Origin of the sequence: Peribacillus psychrosaccharolyticus ATCC 23296 (genome assembly GCF_000305495.1) — a bacterium.
Taxonomy (GTDB): Bacteria; Bacillota; Bacilli; order Bacillales; family DSM-1321; genus Peribacillus; species Peribacillus psychrosaccharolyticus.
This window is the reverse complement of the sequence record NZ_AJTN02000257.1, coordinates 42,928-60,429: the sequence shown is the minus strand read 5'-3', so window position 1 is coordinate 60,429 and position 17,502 is coordinate 42,928. Positions and strand designations below refer to the sequence as shown.

14 protein-coding genes and 1 pseudogene are annotated in these 17,502 nt (G+C 39.3%); 1 reads left to right on the top strand and 14 read right to left on the bottom strand.

The window, feature by feature from the left end:
- From coaE to WYK_RS21730, 13 genes and pseudogenes are all read right to left on the bottom strand, one after another.
- A partial coding sequence (coaE, locus tag WYK_RS21790) for a dephospho-CoA kinase (protein ID WP_040376531.1) occupies nt 1–544 on the bottom strand: 544 nt, incomplete at its 3' end.
- A gap of 17 nt (nt 545–561) precedes the next feature.
- Nucleotides 562–1,191 carry a sporulation membrane protein YtaF gene (gene ytaF / locus WYK_RS21785; protein WP_040376530.1) on the bottom strand — a complete coding sequence of 210 codons (630 nt, stop codon included), beginning with the start codon at nt 1,189–1,191 and terminating at the stop codon, nt 562–564.
- Nucleotides 1,192–1,273: 82 nt separating this feature from the next.
- Nucleotides 1,274–2,107, bottom strand: a complete 834-nt coding sequence (gene mutM, locus WYK_RS21780) for a DNA-formamidopyrimidine glycosylase (protein ID WP_040376529.1) — start codon at nt 2,105–2,107, stop codon at nt 1,274–1,276.
- A 35-nt stretch (nt 2,108–2,142) separates the two neighbouring features.
- On the bottom strand, nt 2,143–4,776 hold the full coding sequence (gene polA, locus WYK_RS21775; protein WP_040376528.1) for a DNA polymerase I: 2,634 nt from the start codon (nt 4,774–4,776) through the stop codon (nt 2,143–2,145).
- Nucleotides 4,777–5,040: 264 nt separating this feature from the next.
- Nucleotides 5,041–5,966: pseudogene (hflC, locus tag WYK_RS21770) on the bottom strand (protease modulator HflC).
- Nucleotides 5,956–6,948, bottom strand: a complete 993-nt coding sequence (gene hflK, locus WYK_RS21765) for an FtsH protease activity modulator HflK (protein WP_040376527.1) — start codon at nt 6,946–6,948, stop codon at nt 5,956–5,958. The pseudogene hflC and the gene hflK overlap by 11 nt, the downstream one beginning before the upstream one ends.
- Before the next feature lie 247 nt (nt 6,949–7,195).
- Nucleotides 7,196–8,971, bottom strand: coding sequence for a two-component system histidine kinase PnpS (pnpS, locus tag WYK_RS21760; RefSeq protein WP_040376526.1), 1,776 nt, complete (start codon nt 8,969–8,971; stop codon nt 7,196–7,198).
- Nucleotides 8,968–9,684 (bottom strand): response regulator transcription factor, encoded by a 717-nt coding sequence (locus WYK_RS21755; protein WP_040376525.1) that lies wholly within the window; start codon nt 9,682–9,684, stop codon nt 8,968–8,970. Before WYK_RS21755 ends, pnpS begins: the two co-directional genes overlap by 4 nt.
- A 128-nt stretch (nt 9,685–9,812) precedes the next feature.
- Nucleotides 9,813–10,286: a MaoC/PaaZ C-terminal domain-containing protein gene (locus WYK_RS21750; protein WP_040376524.1), complete on the bottom strand. Its 474-nt coding sequence runs from the start codon at nt 10,284–10,286 to the stop codon at nt 9,813–9,815.
- Nucleotides 10,287–10,398: 112 nt separating this feature from the next.
- The gene (gene mdh / locus WYK_RS21745; RefSeq protein ID WP_040376523.1) at nt 10,399–11,331 is read right to left on the bottom strand and encodes a malate dehydrogenase; all 933 of its coding nucleotides are present in this window, start codon (nt 11,329–11,331) and stop codon (nt 10,399–10,401) included.
- Between the two features lie 101 nt (nt 11,332–11,432).
- Nucleotides 11,433–12,701 carry an NADP-dependent isocitrate dehydrogenase gene (icd, locus tag WYK_RS21740; protein WP_040376522.1) on the bottom strand — a complete coding sequence of 423 codons (1,269 nt, stop codon included), beginning with the start codon at nt 12,699–12,701 and terminating at the stop codon, nt 11,433–11,435.
- Nucleotides 12,702–12,816: 115 nt separating this feature from the next.
- Complete coding sequence (gene citZ, locus WYK_RS21735) at nt 12,817–13,932, bottom strand: citrate synthase (protein WP_040376521.1); 1,116 nt, start codon at nt 13,930–13,932, stop codon at nt 12,817–12,819.
- A gap of 440 nt (nt 13,933–14,372) precedes the next feature.
- Complete coding sequence (locus WYK_RS21730) at nt 14,373–14,831, bottom strand: DUF441 domain-containing protein (protein WP_040376520.1); 459 nt, start codon at nt 14,829–14,831, stop codon at nt 14,373–14,375.
- A gap of 186 nt (nt 14,832–15,017) precedes the next feature.
- Between WYK_RS21730 and ytvI the strand changes: the two genes are divergently transcribed.
- Entirely contained in the window at nt 15,018–16,148 is a 1,131-nt protein-coding gene (gene ytvI / locus WYK_RS21725; protein WP_040376519.1) for a sporulation integral membrane protein YtvI, read from the top strand.
- A 49-nt stretch (nt 16,149–16,197) separates the two neighbouring features.
- Here the strand turns inward: ytvI and aceA are convergent, their stop codons facing one another.
- On the bottom strand, nt 16,198–17,487 hold the full coding sequence (gene aceA, locus WYK_RS21720; protein ID WP_040376518.1) for an isocitrate lyase: 1,290 nt from the start codon (nt 17,485–17,487) through the stop codon (nt 16,198–16,200).
- Nucleotides 17,488–17,502: the final 15 nt, after the last annotated feature.

The window sequence follows — 17,502 nt, the reverse complement described above, 5'->3', positions numbered from 1 at the left end:
ACGGCCCATTATTATCAACTGTTGCATCTGCTAAGGCGATCTTTTCAGCAAGCGGCATTTGAGAATTAATTCTTGCCATTGCATCGTCTTCAGACAATTGATTCCGTTTCATTAATCGATCAACTTGAATGTCGGCGTCGACATAGATAAGTAATGTTTTATCAACCATATAAGTTAGCTTGCTTTCAAATAGTAGCGGAATGTCCATAAAGACTGTACACTGTCCATTTTGGAAGGCTGCTTCTTTTTGTGCTAACATCCACTTTCTCACAGCAGGGTGAACAATTCCATTTAAAAGCAGGCGTTTTTCATCATCATGAAAGATAATCGCCCCTAATTTCGTTCGATTGATTCTTTGGTCTGGAAGCAGCAATTCTTCGCCAAACACTGAAATGATCTCGGTATAAGCTTCTTGGCCAGGTTCAACAACCGCTCTTGAAGCGAGGTCAGCATCAATCACAGTAAACCCCATCTCTTTGATGTATTGACTAATGCTGCTTTTGCCGCTAGCGATACCGCCTGTAATTCCGATAACCTGTTCCATATTTGGCTCCTATCTTTTTATAATTTTAAGATTCCAATCATAATTAATAATACTCCCGGTAAGAAAGCAATGTGCTGCATTACTTTATTCGCAGCCAGGAGTCTTCCGCTTAGCAATCCGCCCCAAATAAAAACAAAACTCATAATGGCAATACTAAGGGTTAGGATGAAAGGTGAAATGCCGATCATTGCGGCTCCAATTCCTGCTCCGAAAGCATCCAAAGACAAAGCGAACCCCAGGACAATCGCTTCAATGCCATTTATCGTTCCCGATTTATCAAAATCTGCCTTCATTGGTTTTTGTAAAATATTGATGACAACACCCAAAGATTTTATTTCAAAGTTAAAAATCGTCGTTTCTGTAGCAATGTGTTCAGGCATCTTGTCAGGTTTAAAATACTGAAGCAGCATTCCTACCCCCAGCATAATTAAAATAATTCCGCCTGTCATCGCAGCTGCCGTTCCAGAAACGACTTGACCAATAAAATCACCAATAATAATGCCAAACCCCAGACTTAAAGCTGAGCAACAAGAAATGACCGCAATGGATTTATAAGGAATTCGCATTTTTTTCATACCAAAGGTCAATCCTACCCCAAATCCATCAATACTTACGGCAAAAGCTAGAATGAAAAGTGAAAGCCACATCGAGAATCTCCCCTCCATCAAATAACTACGTTAGTATATGGGAGGAGCCTATCCGATGTGTGTTTATCGTTTCTTCTTCAGTTTATGGCAGTAACGGCTGACAGACGGGACAAATATGAGTGCCTCTGCCCCCGACTACTAATTTTTCCAGCGGTGTTCCACAACGCTTACACGGCTCACCCTTGCGTCCATAAACAAATAATTCTAGTTGAAACATCCCAATTTGTCCTTGTGAGTTCACATAAGAACGAATGGTGCTTCCGCCTTTTTCTACAGCCTCAGCCAAGGTCAACTTTACTTCTCCATGTATTCTCGTAATTTCATCCAGTGTAAGGGATGAAGCCATTCTTTCAGGATGAATGCCTGCACGGAATAAAGATTCATCTACATAGATATTTCCAATCCCAACCACTACGGTTTGATCAAGAAGTACCGACTTAATCTTCCGATTTGTTTTGGCTAACTTCATCGATAAATCAGCTATTGTAAATTCATCAGAGAGCGGCTCTGGCCCTAGATGAAGGAGCGGCATCTTAGATACCTCTTCACCTTTTTTAAATAAATGCATCGTTCCAAACTTACGTACATCACGGTAACGAAGTTGATAGCCGTCTGTGAAGGTAAAGACTACATGAGTATGCTTATCGCGCGGTTCACTTTCAGGATAAACGGCATATTTCCCTTCCATTCGTAAATGGGAGACAAGAGAATAATCATCAAGCTGAAAAATCAAAAACTTACCACGTCGTCCTATTTCATGAATCGTTTGCCCGATTAGTGCGTCACTGAATTGTTCAACCGGTTCGGGGGCTTTAATGATTTTCGGCCAATATATTTCCACATCTTTAATCGTTTTTCCAATGACTAGCTGTTCAAGTGTTCGTCTAACGGTTTCTACCTCAGGTAATTCTGGCATCAGCAATCTCCTTCAAAAGTGAATCTAGGTCTCCATTATTTAGCATCAAACCATGTTGGTCCATATGCATAGTCAACCTTTAGCGGTACATTTAACTCGATGGCTCGTTCCATTTCTTCCGGGACAATTTTCATTAAGATTTCTAATTCTTCTGGAGGTGCTTCAAAAATCAATTCATCGTGTACTTGAAGCAGCATCCGGGTTTTTAGGTTTTCTTCTTCGATTCGCTCACTCATATTAATCATGGCAAGCTTTATAATATCAGCCGCACTCCCCTGAATGGGTGTATTCATAGCGGTACGCTCAGCAAAGCTTCTTTGGTTGAAATTCCGGCTCGTAATTTCCGGAATATAACGCCGGCGCTGCAGCAACGTGGACACATACCCTTTTTGCTTCGCTTCATGAATACTCTCATGCATATATTCCTGGACACCCGGGAAACTTTTTAAATAATTATCAATAAATTGAGCAGCTTCCTTTCGACTGATTCCAAGACTCTGTGATAAACCATAATCACTAATTCCGTAAACAATCCCGAAATTAACAGCCTTCGCATGACGCCGCATATTCGATGTCACTTCTTCCTTTTGTACATGAAAGACATCCATCGCTGTTTTGGTATGGATATCCATATCAGCCCGAAACGCTTCAACCAGCCCCTCATCATTCGCAATATGAGCCAGAACCCGTAATTCGATTTGCGAGTAATCTGCTGCAAAAATAATCCAATCTTTTTCTGAAGGAATAAAAGCTTGTCTAATCTTTCTGCCTTCTTCTAGACGAATCGGGATGTTTTGCAAATTAGGATCAGTGGAACTTAAGCGTCCTGTTTGTGTCAGCGCCTGATTAAAGCGAGTATGAACTTTGTCACTATCGGCGTTAACTACCTTTAATAATCCCTCAATATAAGTAGATTGCAGTTTGCCCAGCTGACGGTAATGAAGAATTTCCCGCACAATTTCATGCTGACTTTCTAATCGTTCAAGCACATCTGCCGAAGTAGAGTAACCCGTTTTTGTTTTTTTGTAAACAGGAAGCTGAAGCTTCTCAAATAAAATCACACCCAACTGTTTCGGTGAGTTAATATTGAAACACTCACCGGCTGCTTCAAAGATATTGGCTTCTATTTCATTCAATCTCATCGCCAGTTCTTTTCCAGATTGCTTGAGGCGCTCAACATCTACCTTAATTCCTTGAGTTTCCATTTTCGCTAGTATAATGGACAACGGGATTTCAAGATCCATTAACAGACCGTACTGTTCGTTTTGTTCAAGTGTATCGATCATAATCGGCTTTAATTCTAAGAGAGCTTTCGCTTTTCGAGCAAGGTGCTCACTTAATTCCATTTCACCAGGAATCAACCGCTTAGCCCCTTTTCCATAAAACGATTCATCAGGCATTAGTGGTGAATAATTTTGTTTTTTGGCAATAGCCGCCAAATCTTCAGCAGCATCAGCGGGATCGAGAATATACGAAGCCAGAAAAATATCAAAATCAATGCCTTTTAAGTCAATACCGCGCTTACTCAAAGCAACAATCGTCTTTTTCGCATCATACACAGCTTTCTTTTTCGTTTCGTCACTGGCCCATTCTTTAAAAATAGCTGATGCTTCCGCCTGTTCTGCCTTTAAATAAAACTGACCATGCTTATTAGAAATCGTCATTCCAATAATGCCAGCTTGATGATAGTTATCCTCTAGGATTTCTAAAAAGAACCCATTTTCTTCTGCAAACATCGCCTCACTGATTTCGGAGACTACTTCTACCTGGATCTCTTCCTGAACGATCTCCTCAGAAATGTCTGCCAGGTCACCCAGCTTATCAAGTAAGGAATTAAAACCGAGGTCTTTGTACATTTCAACCACTTTTGTCAGGTCCATCCCTTTGTACTCTGTTTCTTCAAGTGTCACTTCGATTGGTGCTTCTCTTGTAATAGTCGCAAGCTGCTTACTTAGGACAGCCAAGTCCTGATGCTCTTCAATCTTTTCTTTCAGCTTCTTCCCACTAACTTCATCAAGTGATTGCAGTAGGATTTCCACTGTATTAAATTGCTGTAATAGCTTTAACGCCGTCTTCTCGCCTACACCCGGAATGCCTGGGATATTATCTGAAGCATCTCCCATCAGTCCTTTCATATCAATAATCTGCTGCGGAGCAAGACCGTACTTTTCGCGAATATGTTCTGGTGTATACAGCTCAATATCCGTAATTCCTTTTTTAGTAATCCCAACTGTTGTTGCAGTCGAGGCTAATTGCGTCAAATCCTTATCCCCAGAAATGACTTTGATCTCAAAGTTATCTTGCTCAGCCTGTAAGGACAGTGTCCCGATAATATCATCTGCTTCATAATTTGGAAGCTCGTAACGGGTGATTCCAAAAGCATCAAGTAATTCCCTTATAAATGGAAACTGTTCTGATAACTCCGGAGGCGTCTTCTGACGGCCGCCTTTATACTCCTTAAACGTTGCATGTCGAAACGTCGTTTTCCCTGCATCAAAGGCAACTAGAATATGACTTGGTTTCTCTTCCTCCAAGATTTTATTCAGCATCATGGTAAATCCATACACTGCATTCGTATGAATCCCTTTATCATTATTTAACAGCGGTAAAGCAAAAAAAGCTCGATACGCTATACTATTACCATCTATTAATACTAATTTTTTTTCCAAATTAACTTCCTCCTGACAAACTAATACGCTCTTTTTATGCTTCCTATTTTTTACTAAACAATAGTAAATCATCCTCTAGCGTACCCTTTAAAAATCCGGATTCTATCTACTTTTATTCTACCAGAAGGGCAAAGAAAAGCGAAGGCAGCTGTGCTGGTCATGAATAGATACGACCTGTTTTTCCTTTGACGATACAAACAAGGATAAACTTAATCCTCAGCAAAAAAAGACGTCTATCCACCTGATAGGTAGATAGACGTCTTTTTACTTTGTATTTCCTGAGAGTAATTTAGCATATGGTGAATCTGAAGGGAGAACGATGACTGTTTTATCATTGACCGTTTTTGTATATGACTCTAGGGTTCGGTACAGTGAGTAAAATTCAGTATCCTTAGAGAAAGAAGCATTATAGATTTTTGCTGCTTCTCCTTCACCTTCCGCTCGAATGATTTCTGCCTTTGCCTCAGTCTTTGCGAGAAGTTCTTTTACTTTCCGATCCGTCTCAGCCGTAATTTCATTTTTACTTGCGTCACCTTTAGAAAGGTATTCCTGTGCTTTTGATTCACGCTCAGATATCATCCGTTTATAAACAGATTCTTCATTTTCTGCTGAAGATCAGTCCGTTTTATTCGCACATCGGTTACAGAAATCCCATAATTATCATTGGTTAATAATTCATTTACCTTTTGGGTGATCCGGTCATTAATACTGCCTCTTGATGATTTTTCATTGATTATTTGGTCATAATCAAGCTGGCCAAGCTCAGTCCGGACAACTGAATAAATAAATTCTTCCATTCTCGTTTCTGCACTTTCTAATGATCTTGCATTCGTAATCATCTTAATCGGATCATCTATTCGCCAAATTGCATAGTTATCAATAATCATTCGTTTTTTATCTTTAGTGTTGATTTCCGCTTCCGATACATCATAACCCATTTGGTACTTTGGCAGCGTTGTTATACTTTGGACGAACGGAACCTTAACCTTCAGTCCTGGTGATTTATCGATTCGAACGATTTCACCGAACTGACGGACAACTTTAAATTCTCCCTCTTTAACAATATAAACATTCGTGAACAGAAACAGTAAAAGAGCAAGGAGAACAATAAAGAAGATCCCGACCTTAACATACTTTCTCCAAGAAAAGTTATTTTTAAGTTCGTTAATATTCACGACTTTATTTGCCATCCTTAGTCTCTCCTTCCTCTTTCGGTGTCACTTTTTCGGTTTCGTTTCCTGTTTCCTTTTCTTTTTCCAATGGACGGATTGGGAAATATTTAAGTGTATTTCCATCGTCATTCATAATATACATTTCTGCATTTGGAAGTACCCGCTCAAGCGTTTCTATAATCAGCCGATCTTTTGTTACTTCAGGATTTTTCTTATATTCATTATATAATTTGTCAAAGACGGCCACATCACCGTGTGCTCCTTCAGTACGGGCTATTTTCTCCCCATTGGCCTTTGATAAAATGGCTGCTGCTTCACCATTTGCTTCATTCATTCGCTTATTTTCATATTTCCTCGCTTCATTGACTTTTGTATTCGCTGTTTCTCTTGCATCTGTAACTTCTGTAAATGCTTTACGCACCTCGGAATTTGGAAGCTCAACATCCTGCAGCTTAACTGCTAAAATAGAAATCCCAATGTCATAGTTATCAATAAGTTTTGAAAGTAAATCCCGAACGTCTCCTTCAATTACTGCTTTTCCAGAGGTTAAGGCATCATCAATTGCTGAACTGCCAATTATACTCCGTAAAGCGGCTGACGTTGTATCATACAATATTTCCTTTGGATTATCAGCATTGTAAAGATATTTTGGCGGATTGGTAATTTTCCATTGAACGACCATGTCAGCTAAGACAATATTTTCATCCCCGGTAATCATTTTCGTTTCTCTTGGATAATCCTGCACTTCTCCGTTGCTTTCTGAAAAGCCAAACTGAAGACTAAAGGTTTCCTTAGAAAGCTTCTCCACCGTTTGAATTGGCCAAGGTAATTTAAAATGCAGACCTGGCTCAATGACCGTTTCTTCAACCTTACCGAATGTATGAATCACAGCTTGGTCTGATTCATCAACTGTATACCAGGTTGTGATTGCTGTTATTAACAGAATGATAATTAAGAATGCTAGACCTGTTAATATATAGATTCTTTTTAAGCTGATCATTTCCCCACCCCTTTTTTGTTCTCCTTTTATTTACGTAACACAAGAAGAAATGTTTCAAAAAATTCATAATAAGGATATTTTTAACAAGTATTGGGATGCAAAAAAAAGGAATGGCGCAGACTAGGTACGTCCACGCCATTCCTTTCCTTGGATGAAGGGGGTTTTCAATAGTAATTGTAAACTATTGATATTAAGAACATTTGAATTCATTGTTAATTTATTGTAAATGATCTTTTCCCTCATCCGTTTACTTGTTAATTTGTTTTTTTAATACTACTGTAAACACGGTCCCTTTTCCTGGTTCACTGGCTACTGTAATTTCACCATGAAGGACTTCTAGAATGTGTTTTACGATGGCTAGCCCTAGACCTGTCCCGCCAGAATCACGACTCCGTGCTTTGTCTACTCGATAAAACCGTTCAAATATTCGAGGCAGTTCTTCCGTTTCAATTCCAATCCCAGTGTCTCGAATCGTCACGATTACGTCGTCTATTTGTTCCTCTACTTCTACTTCAACCCTTCCGCCATTGGGTGTGTAAGTCAAAGCATTGGTCATTAAATTTAGAAAAACCTGTGTAATCCGGTAGGAATCTCCTTCTATCCAGACAGGGTTTTCAGGTGTGTTCAAGGTAAGCTCAATATCTTTTTCGACTGCTTTTCCATTAAGAATGGTTCGTGTTTCCTCAAGAATAGGAGTCAATTCTAAAGGCTTAATATTAAGTTCAAATTCCTGTTGTTCAATCCGAGACAAGTCTAAAAGCTCTTGAATCAGTGCTTGAAGCCGGTCACTTTCTTTTAGAATAATCATTAGGAAGCTCTTTAATGCTTCTTCATCCTTTAACGCTCCGTCTAAAAGTGTCTCAGAAAATCCTTTAATAGAAGTGATGGGTGTTTTAAGCTCATGAGAAACATTAGCAACAAAATCTTTTCTCATTTGTTCTAATTTCTTAAGCTCAGATATATCATGAAAAACGACCAATATCCCTTTCCATTCATCATTATTTCCGATAATTGGCGCCCCATAAACTTCAAAATGCCTTCTCTCAAAAGCAAGTGGAATCAACAGTTGCCGCTTCATACTTTTTTCTGTCATAAATATCTCTTCAATAATGCTTATAATTTCTTTATGCTCAATGACCTCGTAATAAACATGATATAAGAAGGTTAATGGATCAACCTTAAATATATGTTTATAGGCACGATTTGTGAGAGTGATGTACCCTTTATTATCAATCAACAATACACCACTGCCTATATTCTCAATCAGTGTCTCCAGACGATCCTGATGCATCTCGCGAGAAATTTCCATTTCCTGCAGGTTTCTCGCAAGGATATTCAGTGAAGTATTTAATTTTCCGGTTTCATCTGCCTGCGCCGAGGAAGCCCTTGCCCGGTAATTCCCCTTCGCCAGCTCGATCGCCGTTTTGGTAGCTGTTTCAATTGGACGCGTATAACGGGTAGCAATACGACTTCCCAGCATAATAATAATGAGTAAAGAAGCTCCGAGGCTGACAGCAAGTATGATCCACGCTTGTTTATTCGCTTGTTTAATGCTTTCTTCTTCATTACTGAAGATAGCGAATCCTTCTAATTTACCGCCAATTTCTATCTTTCCCCAGTAATAACGGAGTTCATTTTCACCGACAATTTTCTTATAGCCGTACCGTTTAGTACTGTCTTTTTCTTCGACTATATTCTTTAACAGGACTTTATGCGTGCCGACATTGTCGAAACGATTAACATTGGAATCAAAGAGAACCTGACCATCGCTTGAGATAATTGTGCAGTTATGATCTTCCATCGAATTAATAAGTTCTATGTTCTCATTATTTAAAAAAGGCGTAATCCCGCCAATTTCTTCAATATAATTAGTGATAAATAAGGTTTCATTTTCAATACGCTCGTTAAACGCATTCGCATAATAGGTTTTAAACAGCAATCCTAACAATAAGCCCACGGCCAGAAAAACGACCATGATTAATAGAATCAATGCCAGGAGAAGCTTCGTTCTAAACTTTGTCATTCCGCTTTCGGTTCCTCAAGTTTATAACCCAATCCCCTAATGGTTTTTATGTAGAGAGGTTTTCGTGTATCATGTTCAATTTTTTCACGCAAATGACTGATATGAACATCAACAATACGTGTATCACCTGCAAAGTCATAATTCCAAACAGCACTTAACAGTTGATCACGTGTTAGTACCTTCCCCTTGTATCTCGCTAGATACAGCAGCAATTCAAATTCTTTTGGCGTCAGCTCCAGCAAAGTCGATTCAAAATACGCTTCATAACGCTCTGGGAAAATTTCAAGACCGCTAAGCTTGATTAATTCCTCATCTGTTTCTTTGTTTTCTTTAACAGGAGCTTGAATTTCCATTCTTCGTAAAATTGCTTTCACTCGAGCGACTACTTCACGTGGACTGAAAGGTTTTGTCATATAATCATCTGCACCTAATTCTAGGCCCAGTACTTTATCGAATTCATCATCTTTTGCTGTCAGCATGAGAATAGGGACCATGACTTTTTGCTGACGAAGCCGTTTGCATACTTCAATCCCGTCAAGTTTAGGCAGCATTAAATCTAATACCATTAAGTCCGGATTTTCAAGACTTGCCAGTCTCAACCCTTCTTCGCCATCAGATGCTGTCAGTACAGAAAAGCCTGCTTGCTCCAAGTTATATTGAAGCAAAGTTACAATTGATTGTTCATCATCCACTACGAGAATTTTTTTAACCATGATTTCCTCCTGAATATGTATTACCCCTAACTCATTAGAGTCTGTTCATCCATCCCCATTATAAATGAATGCGAGAGAAAACGCATAGTTCTAGTGACAAATAAACCTCGCACATGTATGCGAGGTTCTCAAAAAGGATCGGTATTTACCTGCGTAGACCGCTGTTCAAAAGAAGGTGGAATGATTAGTAATTTCCCCATTAAAACAGACTCATCTTGTTCATTTTTTGCTGTTACGCTGATTTCAACTTTGTTTTGGTCTAAGCTGATAGAAGTTACTTCAAAAAAGAACGTAATCGTTTGTTCATGATAAACGGGTCTAGGATAAGACATCTCTTGCGACAAAATATAGCTCCCTGGACCTGGAATATATTTAGAGACAGCAGAAGTGACAATACCTGCTAACATAATGGCAGGAACCAGCGGTTTTTTAAATGGTGTTTGTGAAGCATAATCATGTTGAATATATAATGGATTCGCATCATTAGTCAGCCCTAAATAAAGAAGCAGCTCCTTGTCTTCCATCTTCTCCGTCAGCGTCAATTTTTCACCTAAGCTGATTTCTTCAATTTTTCGTCCAGGTTTTTTCTTCTTTAAAAGCATTAGCAGTCCTCCTGATTTATACTAAAAAGCCACCAAAGAGTAGGCATAATGGAGGTGAAAGACCACCTCCATGCTTCTAATCTTTCGATAGCTTTTGTCTAACCATTTCGCATTAATTTAAAACGTCCATTACTTGACGTACAGAGTCCACAGATTTAGAAAGAGCTGCTTTTTCATCTTCAGTCAAGTTTAATTCGATAATCTGTTCAATCCCATTAGCCCCTATAATCGTTGGTACACCTAAATATATACCTTCAAACCCGTATTCACCCTCTAGGTAAGCGATGGTCGGAAGGACACGACGTTGATCCTTAAGAATTGCTTCTGCCATTTCGACAATTGAAGCTGCTGGTGCATAATACGCACTGCCATTTCCAAGCAAATTCACAATTTCTCCTCCACCTGTACGTGTACGAGCGACTATGGCTTCTAAACGATCTTGCGGGATTAATGTTTCTAAAGGAATACCTCCAGCGTATGAATACCGGACAAGCGGAACCATATCATCTCCATGTCCGCCCAGTACAAAACCTGTGATATCTTTAACAGAAAGATTTAATTCTTTGGCAACAAATGTACGGAAACGTGCTGAATCCAGCACACCTGATTGACCGATGACACGGTGTTTAGGGAATCCTGATTCTTTGAATACCGTGTATGTCATTGCATCAACAGGGTTAGTCAGTACGATAATGGTTGTGTTAGGGGAATACTTCACAATTTCTTGTGTCACTGATTTCATCACTTTTTGATTAATTTGCACCAAATCGTCACGACTCATTCCAGGTTTGCGTGCAACACCTGCAGTGATGATAACTAAATCAGATTGTGCTGTTTCTGCGTAGTCGGAAGTACCACTAATATTTGCATCAAATCCTTGTACTGGACCTGCTTCAGCCATATCTAGTGCTTTTCCTTTTGTAGGGTTTTCTGCTTGAGGAATATCAACTATTACTACATCACCAAGTTCTTTTTGCGCTAATAAGAAGGCAGTAGTAGCTCCAGTAAAACCAGCACCAACCACTGTGATTTTTTTACGAGACATGATTTATAATCCTCCCGAGTTACGTAGTATGTTGTCTTTTTTAAAAAGCTCCGTAAAGGGAGTTAGTCCGTACCAATCCCTTCACGAAGCCGATTATAAACTTATAGGTTTTTAATTAATTCATCGGCAAACTCTGAACATTTAACTTCAGTAGCGCCTTCCATTAGACGAGCAAAGTCATATGTTACTACTTTAGACTCAATCGTTTTTTCAACAGAAGCTGTAATTGATGCAGCAGCTTCAGTCCAGCCTAAGTGTTCAAGCATTAATACGCCTGAAAGTAAGACAGATGAAGGATTAACTTTATCTAAACCAGCATATTTAGGTGCTGTACCATGTGTTGCTTCAAAGATAGCATGTCCAGTCACGTAGTTGATGTTTGCTCCTGGAGCAATACCAATTCCACCAACTTGAGCAGCAAGAGCATCCGAAATATAATCACCATTCAAGTTCATTGTAGCTACTACATCAAACTCTTTTGGACGAGTTAAGATCTGTTGCAAGAAGATATCAGCAATTGAATCTTTAACGATAATTTTTCCTTCAGCTTCAGCAGCAGCTTGTGCTTTATTAGCAGCATCTGTTCCTTCAGCATCTTTGATTTTATCGTATTGATTCCATGTGAATACTTTATCGCCGAATTCTTGTTCAGCCACTTCATATCCCCAGTTTTTAAATGCGCCTTCAGTGAATTTCATGATATTACCTTTATGCACAAGTGTTAAAGAAGAACGGTTTTCTTTAATTGCGTAGTTAATTGCAGCACGTACTAAACGTTTTGTCCCTTCTTCAGAAATAGGCTTAATTCCAATACCTGAAGTTTCAGGGAAACGAATATTTTTAACTGCAAATTCATTTTGCAAGAAATCAATTAATTTCTTTACTTCGTCAGAACCTTTTGCATATTCGATTCCAGCGTAAATATCTTCAGTATTTTCACGGAAAATAACCATATCAGTATCTTCTGGACGTTTAACCGGTGATGGTACACCTTCAAAGTAACGAACAGGACGTAGACAAACGTACAAATCAAGTTCTTGGCGTAATGCCACGTTAAGGGAACGAATTCCGCCGCCGATTGGTGTAGTTAGTGGTCCTTTAATCGCAATTAGGTATTCGCGAATTACGTCAAGTGTTTCAGCTGGAAGCCACTCACCTGTTTTATCGAAAGCTTTCTGTCCAGCATAGACTTCTTTCCATTCGATTTTCTTTTCACCTTTATACGCTTTTTCTACCGCTGCGTCTAAAACACGAGAAGCTGCTGCCCAAATATCAGGTCCAATTCCGTCTCCCTCGATATATGGAACGATTGGATTGTTTGGTACCTGTAAAGTACCGTTAACTACTGCAATTTTTTCACCTTGTGTCATGTTTATACCCCCGATTCAATATCAAAGGTTAGCTTACTCTTCATCGAAGAGTTACTAACCTTGTTTACTCACAATACTAAATTTACTACAAAATTCAAAACTAGTTAAATATTATTTATCTTTTTTCGATAGATACATATTTTTGCATGCCTGGTCCAGTATACTCTGCACGCGGGCGGATCAGTCGATTATTAGCGTATTGTTCAAGAATATGAGCAATCCATCCAGACGTACGGCTGACTGCAAAAATAGGTGTGAATAAATCATGATCGATACCTAGACTATGGTACACGGATGCCGAATAGAAATCCACATTTGGCGGAAGATTTTTTTGTCCTGTTACCAAATCTTGAATTTTCACGGACATTTCGTAGTATTCAGGCTGACCAGTTAATTCCGTCAGTTTCTGAGACATATCACGAAGATGCTTTGCCCGTGGATCTCCTTTACGATATACTCGGTGGCCGAAGCCCATGATTTTTTCTTTGTTTTGTAATTTTTCATTGATGTACGATTCTACCTTATCCACAGAACCGATTTCAGTAAGCATTTTCATCACTTGTTCATTTGCTCCACCGTGTAACGGTCCTTTTAATGCACCAATGGCAGATGTCACACCAGAATAGATGTCTGCTAATGTAGCAACACACACCCGAGCTGTAAAGGTTGATGCATTTAATTCATGATCTGCATGCAGAACAAGGGCTTTATTAAATGCTTCTTCTTCTATTGCTTCTGGTTCGTTGCCAGTCAACATATATAAGAAGTTTGCTGCAAAGCTTAAATCGGTACGCGGTGCAACTGGTTCCTGACCTTTACGTACACGAGCAAATGCTGTAACAAGAGTCGGCATTTGTGCTTGAATTCGGATGGCTTTACGGTAGTTCGCTTCATCATTCATCGTATCTGCTTCATCATCATAAAGGGCTAGTAATGAAACCGCTGTCCGAAGAGCGGCCATTGGATGAACTTTGCCAATAGGATATGTTTTAAAGTGGTTTAATACTTCTTCAGGAATGGCCGCATTTTCTGCCAGTTGTTTTGTCAGTTCTTCCAGCTGACTTTGTGTAGGGAGACTACCGTGCCAAAGCAGATAAATAACTTCCTCAAATGTGGCATTTTCCGCTAAATCGTCAATGTCATACCCTGCGTATGTTAATGTATCATCGATTATTGAACTAATCGCTGAAGTAGTTGCCACGATACCTTCTAGACCCTTTGTTGCTGTCATACAAAATCTCTCCTTTTCTAAAAAAAAATTCCCCTTTGTCCAATGCTCATTATAATATAGCGCTTCCAAAGAAATTTAAATAAGTATCATGCAATATGTAATTCCTAGGGTTGTAGTTCCCCCTGAAAAAATGAGAGTACTTCAATCGGCACCAGCATTTTTTACCCTAAAAACTACTCCTTAAAACTTCCTATCGAGCGCTTGCTCAGGTAACGGCATACCAATCCTATTAATAGATACTGTTCCATATCTTTGTAGAAAAGTCAGCGATAGTTACAGACCCTATTATAAACAATTATCAGTTTTTTGGAAACGGAAAGCACTTAAAATTTGAAAATATTATTATTTTATTAGAAAAACTCATAAATAGCTTATTGGATAATTATTCAAATTATTTTCGTATTAGGAAACCTGAGTCAGGTTTCCTGTTCTGTTATCTGCTATTTAATTAGATTAAAAAGCTGCATAAATAAGTAAGCAATCCCTGCACCAATTAAAGGTCCAACGGCTACTCCTTTAAATAGGGCAACAGCCAAAATGGTACCAAAGACAAGTGCCACGGTGATATGAGGATCATCAGCAAGCAGGGTGAGACCATTCTTCGCTATCAGCGCCACTGCAATTCCTGATAGTAACGCAATCCATGCATAGGGTGACTTTATGGCTTCTGCCAACTGTTTGTACCCGATTGCACCACTCGCAATTGGGACTAGCACGGCAATGGTGATCACGGTCACACCAAGATTAATTCCCTTTGATGAGAGGAAAGGAAATACTTTCGTATCAAGCCCTGTCAGCTTAATTAATAATAAAATTCCTGCGGCAGCCATCAATGATGAGTTTTTAGCAATGAGGCCGATAATGAGAAGCATAAGTAAAAATAGATAAGGACCATACATTTAACATTCCTCCATAAATCGAACTCTTGTTATTTTAACATAGCAAAAGGGACAAGTATTTGTAAAAAAACTGTCCCTATTTATCTGCTTTGAAGAAAATAGTCAGATAATTGACCTATCTTTTATCTTGAAGCCTAGTTACAATAAACTATATAGTTAATGAGCGATTAAAAGGGGGGAAAAAGCATGAATCCCGTTAACATTTATCGGTTCGTCCGTTTTTTCGTTGCCATTGGAATTGTCGTATTAGGCGGGGTCGCATTGTTTTATCTCTCAACCTATACATACCCCTTTATCATCGCTATATTCATCGCCTTTTTTATGAATCCACTGGTCGATTTTTTTGAAAAAAAGGCCCGAATGCCCAGAGGACTTGCTGTCCTCGTCTCTCTACTCCTTATTCTTTCTATCTTTGCCGGTTTAATTACTCTTCTTGTGGTTGAAATTGTCTCTGGAGCGGATTATTTAGGAGAAGTTGTCCCTAAACACCTTGTCACAGTGGTTGATTATATTGAAGACCTTATCGTTAAACAAATTTTGCCGCTCTATAATCAAACAGCCGCTTTGTTTAAAAATCTAGACACTGGGCAGCAAGACACGATTCTTGATAATATCCAAAATATTGGACAGACCATTGCTACGACAGCCGGTAATTTTATTCAGTCATTTTTTCAGAATATTCCCGGTATTATAGGTTGGATTCCCAATACGGCAACTGTTCTTGTCTTTTCGGCACTTGCCACTTTTTTTATCAGCAAGGATTGGTACCGCCTATCAAATTTAAGTAACAAACTCCTTCCTGATAAGGTCTATGTAAGTACTGTCAGGATCATTAAAGATCTGAAACGTGCATTATTTGGCTTTATAAAAGCTCAATTTACTTTGGTATCTATCACGACTGTTACCGTATTAATCGGACTGCTCTTCCTTAAAGTACGCTATTCAATTACCATTGCACTTATTTGTGGACTGGTTGATATTGTTCCCTACCTTGGGACAGGCACTATTTTTATTCCTTGGATTATCTATGAATTTATTTCGGGAAATACGAGTTTAGGAATAGGCCTTTCCGTCTTATATACTATTGTCATTGTCCAACGACAGCTGATCGAACCTAAAGTATTATCATCAAGTATCGGACTCGATCCCCTTGCTACTTTAGTAGCACTATTCGTCGGCTATAAGATGATTGGAATTCTCGGACTTATTGCCGGTCCGGTCACACTTGTTATTATCAACACCCTTCAACGAGCAAATATTTTCAAAGATATTTGGTCATTTATTATAGGGAAAGAAGGTCGCAGGGATAATCTATAGGACAAAATAAAAACTGCCCGGACAGGTGTCCGGGCAGTTTTTACACTTTTTAGTGTTTAGACGTTTCAAATTGTTCTGCTTCCGTGGATCCTTTTAAGGCGGTTGTTGATGAATTCCCCCCAGCAACTACCTGTGCGACTTCATCAAAGTAACCTGTACCTACTTCACGTTGATGTCTTGTTGCTGTGTAACCATATTGTTCACTCGCAAATTCTGCCTGTTGAAGTTCAGAATAAGCAGCCATGCCGCGATCTTTGTACTGACGTGCAAGCTCGAACATTCCGTGATTCAAAGCATGGAATCCAGCAAGCGTTACAAATTGGAATTTATAGCCCATCTTCCCTAGTTCTACTTGGAAGTTAGCAATCGCTTCATCATCTAATTTAGATTTCCAATTAAAGGATGGTGAACAGTTATAAGCAAGCAGTTTACCAGGGTGCTCAGCATGGATGGCTTTAGCAAATTGGCGGGCTTCTGCAATGTTTGGCTCAGAGGTTTCACACCAAATCAGATCCGCATATGGTGCATAAGCAAGTCCTCGTGCAATGGCTTGATCAATCCCTGCTTTAGTCCGATAAAACCCTTCAGGAGTCCGCTCTGAACTTTCAATAAACGGTGCATCAATAGGATCAATATCACTAGTAATCAGATCCGCTGCATTAGCATCCGTACGGGCCACAAGAACCGTTGGTACACCCATAACATCTGCTGCAAAACGAGCAGCAATTAGGTTACGTACTGCCGTTTGAGTAGGCAGCAAGACTTTCCCTCCAAGGTGGCCGCATTTCTTTTCTGAAGATAACTGATCTTCAAAGTGAACGCCTGCAGCTCCCGCTTCAATCATACTTTTCATTAGTTCAAATACATTTAATTGTCCGCCAAATCCAGCTTCTGCATCAGCAACAATTGGTGCGAACCAATCGATTTCATCGTTCCCTTCCATATAATCAATTTGGTCTGCACGTTGGAGGGCTTGATTGATACGTTTAACTACCTGTGGAACACTATTAGCAGGATATAAACTTTGATCCGGGTACATGTTGCCTGAAAGATTTGCATCCGCCGCTACTTGCCAGCCGCTCAAATAAATCGCTTTCAAACCAGCCTTTACCTGTTGCATTGCTTGGTTACCTGTTAAAGCGCCAAGTGCATTAATAAAGTCCTCTGTATGAAGCAAATTCCACAACTTTTCTGAACCTTTGCGTGCAAGGGTTTGTTCAATATCAATCGAACCTCTTAAGCGAATTACGTCTTCAGCAGTGTACGGGCGTGTAATCCCATTCCATCTTTCATCACTTTTCCAATTTTGTTCCAATTGAGCAGCTCTTTGCTTTTTCATATTTAATTCCTCCTA